Genomic DNA, 12,119 nt, shown 5'->3' on the forward strand with positions numbered 1-12,119 from the left:
GCGCGAAGCCGCCCGATTGGTCAAGCGAGCCCTGTTCGGATGGTTAGCCAAAAGTCGCTGAGCGAGATTCGGGCGCGCGTGAGCGCGCCCGAAATGATGGTGTTCATTTCTTCATATAATCGAACGCGACCGTCCCCAACCCGAGTGTCAGGTCGGCCTTGAAATGCAGGGCGGAGACGACCTCGCGCACTGGCAGTCGCGCCACATCCGCAAGCGCGTGCGGGAACAGGCCGAGCGCCGAGGGGCCGGTCCAGGCCTCTTTCAAGATGATGTCCTCGAGATTGAAGCGAACCAACTCGCAGATTCGTGGGCTGCCATCGACATGCGGAATGATCTTCAGGATGAAATTCGGCGCCTTCATGCTCTTCAGCACGGTGTCATGATCGACGGGACGGTGCTTGTAACCCATGGTTCCGCTGACGCAGAGCACCGAACCGTAATGCAGCGATCCCACCAGCACGTCGCTCTCGACTTCGATCTTCGGCGAAGCCCGCTTTTTGGGAAATCCCCACAATTCGCGGCCGCCCGCGATCGGCGCATCATCGTCGAGATACATTGCGTGGGTATAGGCACCGTCCTCGCCGTTGAGGCGGACCGGGATCACCTGTCCGGTTTCGGTGTAATCGCCGAAGCCGGTTGAGTCAGGCATCCGGATGAATTCGTATTTCACAACGGGCTCGGTGACTTCGAGCGGCTCCGGGACCACAGCGGCGAGCGCTTCCGGATCGGTGCGATAGGTGATGACGAAATATTCCCGGTTGAAAAAACGATAAGGTCCCGGCGGGAAAGACGGGCTGGTGAGCGGCATCGAATAGGCGGTTCGCCGGACATCGTCGATCTTCATCTTCAGCCTCATGCGTCATCTGCGCTGCCGCGAGTTTCGAGGGCATTATGCGGCAGCCGGTGGCAACAATCGAGGCTGTAAAATCGGCAGCATGGATCACCTTGTCGTAGGCCCGCCGTCATTCCGGGGCGATGCTAACGGGTCCAGCCTCTGGTCGGCTCGATGACAGGCTCCGCATCGAACCCGGAATCTCGCGCCTCATCTCGGGATTCCGTGTTCATCGCTGCGCGATGCCCCGGAATGACGATGCTACCTTTCCTTGATCGGCGAACCAGTCTTTTCAGCCGGAGCGGACGGCAGCACAGGCGTCGCGCCCGCCTTCTGCGCGTCCGTATCGGGACGGGCAGGCTCAGGCGCCGGCGTCGTCGGGCGCTCGCCGCCGGGCTTCGACTCGGCGGGTGGGGAATTCTGCGGCGTGGGGCTGGGGGACGCTTGCAGCGGCGGCGTCGCCTGCGCCATCTGCGGATGGGCGGTCGTGAGCTGGATCAGCGCAAGCCCGGATACAGTCAACCCAACCACGATCAAGGCGGCCGCGATGAGGATATCCTCCCTGTAAACGCGTTTTCTTTTCTCCGGGGACATCTTGTTCACCGCGCAATCATTTCGCGGCGTCAACGGCCAGAGGCCCGTATTGTTCCCGCCGGGAACAATGATCGCCGGCTAAAGCTCCAGCAGGCCTGCGTCGCCGTCCTCGGCGGCGAACGCCAGCAGCGTGCCTTTGCCGTTCCAGGCCAACGCCGAAACCGGCGCGGTGCCGTTCCGACGCACCAGAATTTCCGCGCCATCGTCGATCCGCATCATCAGGATAGTGCCGTCGCTGTAGCCCGCGGCGAGGATATCATGCTTCGGATGGCAGGCGACCACGGCAACGCGCGCCTGCAGCGGCGCCAGCATTGCAGGCTCCTTGCCCATCGGGCCGTCCTTGCTGCCGAACGGCCACATGATGACGGTATCGGCGCCCGAGGTCGCCAGGGCCTTGCCGCCGACGCTCCACGACATCGAGCGGACGCGTCCGGGATAACCGGTCATACGCATGTGGCGGTTGTCCGCCAACCGCCAGCCATGCAGCGCCGGCTCATGCATCGTGCTGACCAGAAACTTGTTGTCCGGGCTGAACGCGACGCCGAGATGCGAGCCGGCCCACCCCAGAAACTCTGGCTGGGCTGCCATGTTGGGAAACCACAAGGTCACGCCGTTATAATGCGCGACTGCGAGCCGCAAGCCCTTCGGCGCGAACGCCAGCCCGCCGACGGTCGAGGGCACATCTAGGGATTTTTCCTCACGCTTGCCACTGCGGACAAAGGCGGTCTTCCCCGCCGACCACGCCACCGCGCCATCGGGATGAAGGGCGACATTGTCGATCCAGCGCCGTTTTGCGTCGGTCGCGATGAGCGCGACCTCGCCGCTTGCGCTGAACGCAACCAGCTTGCCGTCATCGCCGCCCATGACGATGCGTCCGCCGTCGGATGCCGCGCACATGATGCCGCCACCGTGGACGGCGACCGGCGAAACCTCAGCCTCCCCGCCCACCACAAAGACGTTTTCCTCGGCGCCGACGAAGGCTGCGCTGTCGCCGAGAAAATGCACCGACGTCACGGGCATGCCGATCTTGACCGGGCGCACGCGGTCGATAACGGAAGCGATGGAGGCCGAATTGTCGCCGGGATCGAACTCTTTCATCACGTGGTAATGCAGCTCTCGAAGCCGTCGCGGATGGTCTGCTCGGGCAATTCGCGGCCGATGAAGACGAGGCGGCTCTCGCGCGGTTCGCCTTCCTTCCAGGCCCGCTGGTGATCGCCCTCGAGCATCATGTGGACGCCCTGGAAGACATAGCGGTCGTCATCGTCGCTGAAGGCAAGAATACCCTTCGAGCGCAAGATCTTCTGGCCTTCGCTGGCGACCAGGTTTTGCAGCCAGGGCATGAATTTGGTGGGATCGAGCGGCTTATCCGATCGCAGCGACAGCGATTGCATCTCCTCGTCGTGATAGTGCTTCGGGCCGCCATGGCTGTGGCCGTGATCGTTGTGGTGATGATGGCCATCGTGGTGATCGTGATGATCGTGGTCGTCGCCGCCGTCCAGGAATTCCGGTTCGATTTCGAGGATCCGATCGAGATCGAATGCGCCGCGCTCCAGCACGTCGGACAACGCGACCTGACAACGCTCGGTGCGATGCAGCTTGGCATAGGGATTGATGCCGCGAATCCGGGCCTCGACTTCGGCGAGTTCCGCCTTGGTGACGAGGTCGGTCTTGTTGAGCACGATGACGTCGGCGAACGCGATCTGGTTCTTGGCTTCTGGCGCGTCCTTCAAGCGATCGTTCAGCCATTTGGCGTCGGCGACCGTCACCACGGCGTCGAGCCGCGCATTCTTCTGAACGTCCTCGTCGACGAAGAAGGTCTGCGCCACCGGCGCCGGATCGGCGAGGCCGGTGGTCTCGACGATGATGGCGTCGAATTTGCCCCTGCGCTTCATCAAGCCATCAAGGATCCGCACGAGATCGCCGCGCACGGTGCAGCAGATGCAGCCATTGTTCATTTCGAAGACTTCTTCGTCGGCGCCGATGATCAGATCGTTGTCGATGCCGATCTCGCCAAATTCATTGACGATGACGGCGTATTTCTTGCCGTGATTTTCCGACAGAATGCGATTGAGAAGCGTGGTCTTGCCGGCGCCGAGATAGCCGGTCAGCACGGTCACGGGAATTTTTTGGGACGTCAATTCTGGCATAATAACTCCGGAGCGGTATTCGCGGCGCACGGCAGCAGGGAGGCCCCTGCCCTAGTTCGAAAGCGCGCTCGTCAGGGCCTTTATATTGTGCCTGACCATATCAATGTAAGTGGGGGCATCGCCCTTTTCGCCGGTCAGGCTGTCGGAATACAGCGTTCCGCCGATCCTGGCGCCGGTCTCGGCCGAGATCCGGCGCATCAGCCGCGGATCGCTGATGTTTTCAAGAAAGACCGCCGGGACTTTCGAGGCTTTTATCTGCGTGATGATCCCTGCGATGTCGCGGGCGCTGGCCTCGGATTCGGTGGAAACGCCTAACGGCGCGATGAATGCGATGCCATAGGCGGCGGCAAAATAGCCGAAGGAACCATGGCTCGAGATCACCTTGCGCCGCGCTTGCGGAATTTGCGCGATGGCCTCGCGCACCTCGCGATCGAGCGCATCGAGTTTTGCCAGATACGCATCTGCATTGGCACGATAGATCGCGGCTCCCGTTGGGTCGGCGGCAACAAGCGCGTCGCGGATATTGGCGACATATGTCCTGGCGTTGGCGACCGATTGCCAGGCATGCGGATCGGCATCGCCGCCGACCTTATGCGGCGCGATGCCTTTGGTCGCCGTCACGATGGCGGCCTTGCCGCCTGAGGATTGCACCAGCCGCGGCAGCCAGCCCTCCAGACCGAGGCCGTTGATGACGACGAGCTTCGCGCCCGCGATCTTCTTCGCATCCACCGGCGCCGGGGTATAGACGTGCACGTCGCCATCGGGCCCCACCAACGACGTCACGCTGACCCGCTCGCCCCCGACATTTTTTGCGAAATCGCCGAGGATCGAAAAGCTGGCGACGGCGTTCAGCCGATCCTGCGCGCGCAGCGGCGCAGCCGCCGCCATGAGGATCAGACAGATCAGCCACAGTTGAAAACGCCGCATCGTGTTCGCCCTTATGCTTCGAGATGGCGCCCGGGAAATATCTGCCTGAACAGGCCACTGACGCTGCCGAACACCACAGAGCCAACATACAGCACCGCCGCCACCAGAATGATCGCGGGCCCCGACGGCAGCCCGGTTTGAAACGACAGCACTAGTCCGGCGTAGCCCGAAACAATCGCGCTCGCGACCGCGATGCAGATCATGCCGGTGATATCGCGTGACCAGAACCGCGCGATGCCCGCGGGCAGGATCATCAACCCGACCGCCAGCAAGGTGCCGAGCGCGTGAAAGCCATTGACCAGGTTGATGACGACCAGCGCCAGAAACGCCAGGTGCGCCGGCGCACCGGCACGGCTCACCGTACGCAGGAATACCGGATCGACGCTTTCGATCACCAGCGGGCGATAGATCACCGCCAGCACGATCATCGTAATGGTGGCGTTGAAGGCGATGACCAGCAGGGTCTGGTCGTCCATCGCCAGGATGTTGCCGAACAACACGTGCAGGAGATCGATATTGGTGCCCTTGATCGAGACGATGGTGACACCGAGCGCCAGCGACACCAGATAGAAGGTGGCCAGAGAGGCGTCTTCTTTCAGTTCGGTGGTGCGCGACACGACGCCCGCGAGGATCGCGACCGTAAAGCCCGCGATCAATCCACCCGTCGTCATCGCGAACAGATTGAGGCCAGATAGTAGGAAGCCGATTGCCGCCCCGGGCAGGATCGCATGCGCCATCGCATCGCCGACCAGGCTCATTCGCCGCAGCATCAGAAACACGCCGATCGGCGCGCCGCCCAGCGCCAGCGCGATCACCGCCGCAAGCGCCCGGCGCATGAATTCGAATTCGGTGAAAGGCGCTACCAGCGCGTCATAGATCATCACGGTCAGGCGGCCCGCGAAGGCATATCGCCCACCGCACAGGCGGCGGCGCTGTCGTCGAACGCTTCGCACATCCGCCGCGCTTCCAGAAGGTTGTCCGCGCTCAACACGTCGGCGGTTGCGCCCCAGGCGACCTTCCCCCGCGCCAGCAGCAAGGTTTCGGGGAAGTTGGCGCGGACCAGATCCATGTCGTGCAGCGCCGCCAGCACGGTGCGCTTCTCGGCGTGCCAGTGCCGCACCAGCGCCAGCAGATCGGCCGAGGTCCTGGTGTCGATGGCGTTGAAGGGTTCGTCCAGCACGATCAGGCGCGCGTCCTGCAACAGCACCCGCGCAAACAGCATCCGCTGCATCTGCCCGCCCGACAGCGTACCGATGGTGCGGTTCTCAAAGCCGTTGAGGCCGACGGCCGCGAGCGCCTGCGCAATCTTCTCTCGCTCCACCTTGCCCATGCCGCCGAAAAACCCGGTCGAGCGCCAGAGCCCGGTGCCGACCAAATCGAACACCGAGATCGGAAAGCTGCGGTCGATATCGGTCGTCTGCGGTAGATAGGCGATATCCCGGATATTGAGACCGCCTGTTATGATCGACCCCGCAAGGGGTTTGAGAATGCCGACGATACCGCGAAACAGCGTTGATTTGCCGGCGCCGTTGGGCCCGACGATTGCGAGCAGCGCGCCGGGGGCGACTTCGCCGGAGAGGTGGTGCACCGCCGGGTGCCGGTCGTAGCCCAGCGTGACGTCACGGAATTGCAATTGCGCAGCCATGCTCACCTCATTGCCAGGAGCACGAAAACCCACAGGCCGGCGCTGACGGCAAGCGCAGCAGCCAGCCGTGAGATGACAGGCATGCGCAGGATCGACCAGGGTGCGGCTTGCGGCGGATGCGGCGAAGCCGGCCCGTGACTGTGGACGTGCCCGTGTCCGTGGCTGTGGGGCTGGGAGGGAACCATCCGAGAATGTTATATTATAACATAATCCGTGTCCACCGAGGCCGCTATGGCCTCCCCCCAATTACCATCACAATCGCGGCTGGCAGAACCGGTCCCGCAGCACCAGCCGCTGAAAAGCCGCTGGAAGGTGAGCAGCGCCCCTGGGGCGGCCCGCCGCCGGCCCGATGGAGGCCAGCCAAATGGAAGAGTGACGAGACCATGCGGGTCTCAAGGATGCGGGTCTCATGGATGCGGGGATTGCTCACGTCAGATAGCGAACCAGCGCAATACCGGCGAACAAGCCCAAGATCGAAAACGCCACCGAACCCAGCACGTAGAACAGTGCAAGCCCGATCGCGCCGCGCTCATACAATAGCACTGCATCGAGCGAGAACGCCGAGAACGTGGTGTAGCCACCGAGCACGCCGGTCATCAAAAACAGACGCCAGGGCTGCGACGCTTCACCCTTGAACGCGAGATAGCCCGCGATCAGGCCCATGATCGTCGAGCCGGTGATGTTGATGAGGAAGGTGCTGTAGGGAAACGCGGTGCCGATATAGCGTGCGCATACAAGGTTGACGATGTGGCGCAGCGACGAACCAAGACCGCCGCCGATAAAGACCAGGACATAGCTCATCCAGCTTTTTCCCACGCCGCGCGGACCAAGCCCACCGGCTAAAGCATTTTCCCCTGCGGTGGCCTCATCCTTCGAGACGACGCGGAGTTTATCATCGGGCCGCGCGGAGCCTGTCATCGGGCGCGCGCATTCGCGCGACCCGTTGGCGCGGACCCGTTGGCGCCTCCCCAGGATGAGGTTCTAAACCCTCACCGCGGCAACGCCGCACGTCTCGAACGGCGAGGCCATTGGATCCGCGATCGAGTCCACCTGCAGTTTGCTCCAATCACGGGTTGTGCCGGAAGCCCGCGGCCGCCGCAAGGATCAGGACAAGGATCAGGACAAGATCAGGAAATGTCAAAACAAACGAAGGGGCGGCAGCTCAATGCCACCGCCCCGGGATAGTGCCTGATATTTATCAGGCCTTTGAGAACAGCTGGTCGACATACTCCCAGTTGATCAGATGATCGACAAACGCCTTCAGGTAATCCGGACGGCGATTGCGGTAGTCGATGTAATAGGAGTGCTCCCAGACGTCGACGCCAAGGATCGGCGTCGCGCCATGCACCAGCGGGCTTTCGCCGTTGGGCGTCTTGGAGATTTCAAGCTTGCCGTTCTTGACCGACAACCACGCCCAGCCCGAACCGAACTGGCCGACACCGGCGGCGGCGAAATCGGTCTTGAATTTCTCCAGCCCGCCGAGGTCCTCGGTGATCTTCTTTTCCAGACGGCCGGGCAACTTGGTGCCGCCGCCATTGGGCTTCATCCAGTTCCAGAAATGCAGGTGGTTGTAGTGCTGCCCGGCGTTGTTGAACAGCGGCGCATTCTTGCCGAACGAGCCTTTGACGATCTCCTCGAGAGATTTGCCCTCGAATTCAGTGCCCTTCAGCAGATTGTTGCCGTTGGTCACATAGGCCTGATGATGCTTGTCGTGATGGTATTCCAGCGTTTCCTTCGACATATGGGGAGCAAGCGCGTCATAGGCGTAAGGAAGGTTGGGAAGCGTGAAGGTCATGGGGTGATGTCCGCAATGATGGGAGACGTAGCTTAACGGGAACTCTTATAGAAGGTTCCACCGGTCTTAAACACCGCAATCTGGGAAACGCGGGGCGGGAGTGCCCGGCACGTTGCCACAGAACTCATGGCGGGCGGCCCCTCAATCGCAAATCTGCCCTGCGGTCGAAGAATTGTGCGGAGCCCCCGAAAAGTTGCCTGTCTCGATCGCGGAATCGGTGACTCCCCCTGCGTGCAGCGCGTATGAGGGGAGCACGCGGCGCGCCGGAGGTTGAGGGTGGAATGAGCATCGAGATCGACGTTTTGAACGGAGACGCATCGTGGCCATTGGCAGAGCCGCTGTTCAAGGCGGTCTGGCCGTCCGATGTGGTCGAAAAGCAGCCCTGGGGACATATCAAATGGGCCAATGCCGACCTGCGCGTGCTGATTGAGGCGCCGTCCGGCGGTCTCGCCTGTCATGTCGGAATTTACTTCCGGACGGTAACCTGGAACGGCCGCAAGGTTGATATCGGCGGCATCGGGGGTGTTTCGACCCGCGAGGACTGCCGGCGCCATGGCTATGCCAGCATCGCGCTCAACGCGGCGATCCAGACCATGCGCGACCACGAAGCCGTTCGATTCGCACTGCTGTTCTGCGAACCCCACAATTTCGCATTTTATCGATCGCGCGGCTGGCATCCATTCGCCGGTGAAATCTACGCCGAGCAACCCGAGGGACGAATTCGCTTCGAGGCGATGGCGCCGTTTATCTTCGATTTCAGCCGCGCCCCACGGGAGGGCGTCATCGACCTATGCGGCCTGCCTTGGTAACCATGCGCGCCCCGGGGTGGCGTTAGCCGGCCGGCCTATAATATGTTACTCATAATCTATTGCTGGCGCCCGAGGCGTGAGCTAGCTGGTGACGCATGACGATTGACGCTCCGCTCAATGCAGTCCCGGCCGGCGCTCCCGCAAACAGCCTGTTGACGTCGCCGATCCTGCCGACGCTGCTGAGGCTCGCTTTTCCCAATACAATCGCGATGGTCGGCACTACCCTGGTTGCGGTGGCCGAGACGTCCTATATCGGCCGGCTCGGAATCGAGCCATTGGCTGGCATCGCGCTGGCTTTTCCCTTTGTCATGCTCACGCAGATGATGTCGGCGGGCGCGATGGGCGGTGGCGTCTCCTCCGCCATCAGCCGCGCGCTCGGCGCGGGAAAGCGCGATCGCGCGGCAATACTTGCGCTGCACGCGGCGATCATCGGCGTCTGCGGAGGACTTTTCTTCACCGTGATGATGCTGCTGTTCGGCCGGCAGTTGTTCTCGCTATTGGGCGGGCGCGGCCGCGTCCTCGAAGAAGCCTGCAACTATTCGCAGGTGCTGTTTTCCGGCGCCGTCGCGATCTGGCTGGTCAATACGCTGGCATCGGTGCTGCGCGGCACCGGCGACATGCGACTGCCGTCGGCAACTCTTATCGGTGTAGCACTGATCCAGATCGTCGTTGGCGGCGCGCTGGGTCTTGGCCTTGCTGGTCTACCGCAATTCGGAATGCGCGGCGTCGCCGCCGGGCAGCTCACGGCGTTCTCGCTCGGCGCGATATTTCTGTCGTGGTATCTCATCAGCGGCCGCAGCCGGCTGCCGCTGGACTTCTCCGCGTTCACGTTTCAACGCGGCATGTTCACCGATATTCTCAGGGTCGGCGCGATCTCCTGCCTGTCGCCGCTGCAGAGCGTGCTGACGATCCTGATCTTCACCAAGATCCTGGCCGGCTTCGGCACCGAAACGCTGGCCGGTTACGGCATCGGTTCGCGGCTTGAATTCCTGTTAATTCCGATTGCGTTTGCATTCGGCGTCGCCTCGGTGCCGATGGTCGGCATGGCCATCGGTGCCGGCCTCGTGACGCGTGCGCGCCGGATAGCGTGGACCGCAGGCGGCGCTGCCGGCTTGAGCGTCGGCCTGATTGGGCTGATCGTGGCGGTCGAACCGGCGCTCTGGGTCTCGCTGTTCACCCGCGATCCCGGCGTCACGGCCGCGGCGAATTCCTACTTCGCATGGGCCGGTCCGGCCTTCGGCTTTTTCGGCATGGGTGTTTGCCTTTATTTTGCTTCGCAGGGTGCCGCGAAGGTCGGCGGGCCGGTGCTGGCAAGCACCGCCAGATTATTGTTGGTCGGGATCGGCGGCTGGTGGCTGGCGTCAATCGATGCCCCGTCCTGGACGTTGTTCGCTCTCGTCGGCGGGGCCATGATTGTGTTCGGCCTGAGCACGGCCGCATCCATTCGACTGACGCCGTGGGGCAAATGATCGGTGGATGCCCGGGGGCTGTGTCGGCGCGCTGTGCGGCGGCGAAACCCGGACACGATCGGCGCGCTGAGCGTCTACTGAAAGACGCGCGGTGTTTTCCTCGTCCCGAGGAACGGCGTCTTCGCCGCGTCTCGAAGAATGGGGGCGCATCGGCTCACGGTTCGAGACGGCGCGCCGGACAGCGCAAGAGCGCTGCCAGGAGAGCGCCTCTCGCCTTGAGGAGTGAGTGGATTCAGGCCGGTCTCGCCTTCAACGCCGTGGCCGCCGAGGCATAGCCGCCCCGCGCGCCGTCGATGAAATGCACATGATCGCTGCGCAGCGCCGAAGGCGTAAAGCAGGTCATCATCGCCGCATCCTGGCGATGCAGGCCATATCGCGCAACGCCTGCGGAGCCAGCTTTGACGAGGCGCTGCGTCAACGCGCTCTCCAGTTCCGGCGTGCAATCGAGGATCATGCGCAATCCGTCGTCGTATTTGCGGAAATCGGAATTCTCCACCACCTGCTGCACATAGGTTTTCGGCACGAAGCCGCCCACGCTGATGCCGAGGCGCATGATCAGATAGGCAAATAGCGTATTGGCAAGCACGAACGCGCGCCGCCTGAACAATGAGCCGCCGCGCGCGGCCCGCGCCTCGAATTCGACACCGGCCGGCGGCCATCGAAGCGGCGGACCGCCCTGCGGCACCGGCCGCCCCGCATCCGGAGTACGCTCGGCCAGCGCGACGATTTCTTCGATCAGCTTGCGAAACGCCAACGGATCGGCACCGCGCGACGGTACCACCAGCACCGACAGGATAAGACCGCGCACCGAGGGGATTTCCTCGAACCGGCACGAAAGCCCCGAAAGATCGGGCTGCGTGCCGGACGGCGCAAGCGGCACCACGAATTCCCCGCGCTTCATCGCCGCTTCGGCCCAGCCGAGACCGCCGCCGGAAAACATCGCATAGGACAGATTTGGCGACGGGCCGAACCGGGCGACGCGGACGTCCAGGCTCTGCGCCCGAACGGCTGCGACGGGCACCAGCGCAACCCGCATCATCAGGTTGAGGTCGTCCTTGACCCAGGTTGCGGTTGCCGCCAGCGCAGCGCGGGCGGGCTCCAGGTCGTCGGGCGATACTGCAAAGCTTGCGCCGTCACCCCCGAACACGAACGGAAACTCGCGGCCCTCAAGCGCATTGGTGACCGCCGCGATCACGGCGGCGCCGGCCATGTTGACCGCCTTGTAGCGCGCCTCCGCGATTGCCTTGGTCGATTCCACGATATCGGCGACGCCGATGGTCCAGTCATCCGGCAGCGGCGAATACAGCGCTGGGTCCATCAGCCTGCCGAAGCCGCGAAAGACCGGAATGCTGCTGTAAAAGGCGTCGGTGCCCTGGGGCGTGGTCATGGCTTCGGGATCGTCCGGATTTTGAAATTGTCAGATAGATACGGTCGAATTTGAAATTCGGGTTCGCGGCGAGAGCTGATTTGGCGATTCGAAGCCGCATATTGAATAGCAAGCCCCGCGCAAACAAATGATTTCAGGGCGGATGCCGATGCCTCGGCGGAAGCTCCCGGCACGTTGCGGAACGCCAACGTCGTATCCGCAGGCTGACAGAAGGTCCGCCGGAACGCTCCAGTGAGCGCGTGACCTGCCCAAGCGAGGAAATCAGCGGCTTTCGCCATGCCGCAGGAACCTAGCGAAGCGGATTCCGATCTTCGTGCTTCGCTGCCTGCGGATCGTGACAGCCGACCAACTGCACCAGTTTTTGCGGATGCATCTCATGAGAGCTGTCAGAATGTTGCTGCGACATTGGGCCATGAGGACCGCTGTCAACAATCACATTTGTTCTTTGCGAAGGTTGTGCGGGCACCGAGCGCTGTTTTGAAGGAATCATGAACAGCTCCTTCGTTGGGGAAGC

General features: G+C 62.7%; 14 protein-coding genes. 2 read left to right on the forward strand and 12 right to left on the reverse strand.

The window, feature by feature from the left end; all coding sequences use genetic code 11:
- Positions 1 to 103: 103 nt before the first annotated feature.
- The 9 genes from N554_RS0119310 to N554_RS0119350 all read right to left on the reverse strand — a co-directional run bounded on the left by N554_RS0119310 (position 104) and on the right by N554_RS0119350 (position 7,940).
- Complete coding sequence (locus N554_RS0119310) at positions 104 to 844, reverse strand: acetoacetate decarboxylase (protein ID WP_029584967.1); 741 nt, start codon at positions 842 to 844, stop codon at positions 104 to 106.
- Positions 845 to 1,093: 249 nt separating this feature from the next.
- On the reverse strand, positions 1,094 to 1,426 hold the full coding sequence (locus N554_RS0119315; RefSeq protein WP_029584968.1) for a hypothetical protein: 333 nt from the start codon (positions 1,424 to 1,426) through the stop codon (positions 1,094 to 1,096).
- A gap of 78 nt (positions 1,427 to 1,504) precedes the next feature.
- Complete coding sequence (locus N554_RS0119320) at positions 1,505 to 2,524, reverse strand: WD40 repeat domain-containing protein (RefSeq protein ID WP_029584969.1); 1,020 nt, start codon at positions 2,522 to 2,524, stop codon at positions 1,505 to 1,507.
- The gene (locus N554_RS0119325; protein WP_029584970.1) at positions 2,524 to 3,573 is read right to left on the reverse strand and encodes a CobW family GTP-binding protein; all 1,050 of its coding nucleotides are present in this window, start codon (positions 3,571 to 3,573) and stop codon (positions 2,524 to 2,526) included. Before N554_RS0119325 ends, N554_RS0119320 begins: the two co-directional genes overlap by 1 nt.
- Positions 3,574 to 3,624: 51 nt before the next feature.
- Positions 3,625 to 4,500 (reverse strand): metal ABC transporter substrate-binding protein, encoded by an 876-nt coding sequence (locus N554_RS0119330; protein ID WP_029584971.1) that lies wholly within the window; start codon positions 4,498 to 4,500, stop codon positions 3,625 to 3,627.
- Between the two features lie 11 nt (positions 4,501 to 4,511).
- Entirely contained in the window at positions 4,512 to 5,381 is an 870-nt protein-coding gene (locus N554_RS0119335; protein WP_029584972.1) for a metal ABC transporter permease, read from the reverse strand.
- A 5-nt stretch (positions 5,382 to 5,386) separates the two neighbouring features.
- A complete protein-coding gene (locus N554_RS0119340) occupies positions 5,387 to 6,145 on the reverse strand; it encodes a metal ABC transporter ATP-binding protein (RefSeq protein ID WP_029584973.1) in 759 nt (252 codons plus the stop codon).
- 426 nt (positions 6,146 to 6,571) lie between these two features.
- On the reverse strand, positions 6,572 to 6,946 hold the full coding sequence (gene crcB / locus N554_RS0119345; RefSeq protein ID WP_029584974.1) for a fluoride efflux transporter CrcB: 375 nt from the start codon (positions 6,944 to 6,946) through the stop codon (positions 6,572 to 6,574).
- 397 nt (positions 6,947 to 7,343) lie between these two features.
- On the reverse strand, positions 7,344 to 7,940 hold the full coding sequence (locus N554_RS0119350; protein ID WP_029584975.1) for a superoxide dismutase: 597 nt from the start codon (positions 7,938 to 7,940) through the stop codon (positions 7,344 to 7,346).
- A 281-nt stretch (positions 7,941 to 8,221) separates the two neighbouring features.
- Between N554_RS0119350 and N554_RS0119355 the strand changes: the two genes are divergently transcribed.
- Positions 8,222 to 8,749, forward strand: a complete 528-nt coding sequence (locus N554_RS0119355) for a GNAT family N-acetyltransferase (RefSeq protein WP_029584976.1) — start codon at positions 8,222 to 8,224, stop codon at positions 8,747 to 8,749.
- Positions 8,750 to 8,844: 95 nt separating this feature from the next.
- A complete protein-coding gene (locus N554_RS0119360; protein ID WP_029584977.1) occupies positions 8,845 to 10,218 on the forward strand; it encodes an MATE family efflux transporter in 1,374 nt (457 codons plus the stop codon).
- Between the two features lie 232 nt (positions 10,219 to 10,450).
- Here the strand turns inward: N554_RS0119360 and N554_RS0119365 are convergent, their stop codons facing one another.
- Genes N554_RS0119365 through N554_RS40125 form a run of 3 tightly spaced genes read right to left on the reverse strand, consistent with a single transcriptional unit; the run spans position 10,451 to position 12,095 of the window.
- Positions 10,451 to 11,605, reverse strand: coding sequence for a DUF3095 domain-containing protein (locus N554_RS0119365; protein ID WP_029584978.1), 1,155 nt, complete (start codon positions 11,603 to 11,605; stop codon positions 10,451 to 10,453).
- Positions 11,602 to 11,883, reverse strand: a complete 282-nt coding sequence (locus tag N554_RS0119370; RefSeq protein WP_029584979.1) for a hypothetical protein — start codon at positions 11,881 to 11,883, stop codon at positions 11,602 to 11,604. Before N554_RS0119370 ends, N554_RS0119365 begins: the two co-directional genes overlap by 4 nt.
- Before the next feature lie 11 nt (positions 11,884 to 11,894).
- On the reverse strand, positions 11,895 to 12,095 hold the full coding sequence (locus N554_RS40125) for a hypothetical protein (RefSeq protein WP_156041997.1): 201 nt from the start codon (positions 12,093 to 12,095) through the stop codon (positions 11,895 to 11,897).
- Between the last annotated feature and the right edge of the window lie 24 nt (positions 12,096 to 12,119).

This window comes from Bradyrhizobium sp. URHD0069 (genome assembly GCF_000701345.1).
In the GTDB taxonomy this organism is placed as follows: domain Bacteria; phylum Pseudomonadota; class Alphaproteobacteria; order Rhizobiales; family Xanthobacteraceae; genus Bradyrhizobium.

Bases quoted from the DNA above. Each gene is read 5' to 3' on its own strand.
- N554_RS0119340 (WP_029584973.1), bottom strand. From the start codon at position 6,145: ATGGCTGCGCAATTGCAATTCCGTGACGTCACGCTGGGCTACGACCGG.
- N554_RS0119355 (WP_029584976.1), top strand. From the start codon at position 8,222: ATGAGCATCGAGATCGACGTTTTGAACGGAGACGCATCGTGGCCATTG.
- crcB (WP_029584974.1), bottom strand. From the start codon at position 6,946: ATGAGCTATGTCCTGGTCTTTATCGGCGGCGGTCTTGGTTCGTCGCTG.
- N554_RS0119325 (WP_029584970.1), bottom strand. From the start codon at position 3,573: ATGCCAGAATTGACGTCCCAAAAAATTCCCGTGACCGTGCTGACCGGC.
- N554_RS0119315 (WP_029584968.1), bottom strand. From the start codon at position 1,426: ATGTCCCCGGAGAAAAGAAAACGCGTTTACAGGGAGGATATCCTCATC.
- N554_RS0119320 (WP_029584969.1), bottom strand. From the start codon at position 2,524: ATGAAAGAGTTCGATCCCGGCGACAATTCGGCCTCCATCGCTTCCGTT.
- N554_RS0119360 (WP_029584977.1), top strand. From the start codon at position 8,845: ATGACGATTGACGCTCCGCTCAATGCAGTCCCGGCCGGCGCTCCCGCA.
- N554_RS0119310 (WP_029584967.1), bottom strand. From the start codon at position 844: ATGAAGATCGACGATGTCCGGCGAACCGCCTATTCGATGCCGCTCACC.
- N554_RS0119365 (WP_029584978.1), bottom strand. From the start codon at position 11,605: ATGACCACGCCCCAGGGCACCGACGCCTTTTACAGCAGCATTCCGGTC.
- N554_RS40125 (WP_156041997.1), bottom strand. From the start codon at position 12,095: ATGATTCCTTCAAAACAGCGCTCGGTGCCCGCACAACCTTCGCAAAGA.
- N554_RS0119370 (WP_029584979.1), bottom strand. From the start codon at position 11,883: ATGGCGAAAGCCGCTGATTTCCTCGCTTGGGCAGGTCACGCGCTCACT.
- N554_RS0119330 (WP_029584971.1), bottom strand. From the start codon at position 4,500: ATGCGGCGTTTTCAACTGTGGCTGATCTGTCTGATCCTCATGGCGGCG.
- N554_RS0119350 (WP_029584975.1), bottom strand. From the start codon at position 7,940: ATGACCTTCACGCTTCCCAACCTTCCTTACGCCTATGACGCGCTTGCT.
- N554_RS0119335 (WP_029584972.1), bottom strand. From the start codon at position 5,381: ATGATCTATGACGCGCTGGTAGCGCCTTTCACCGAATTCGAATTCATG.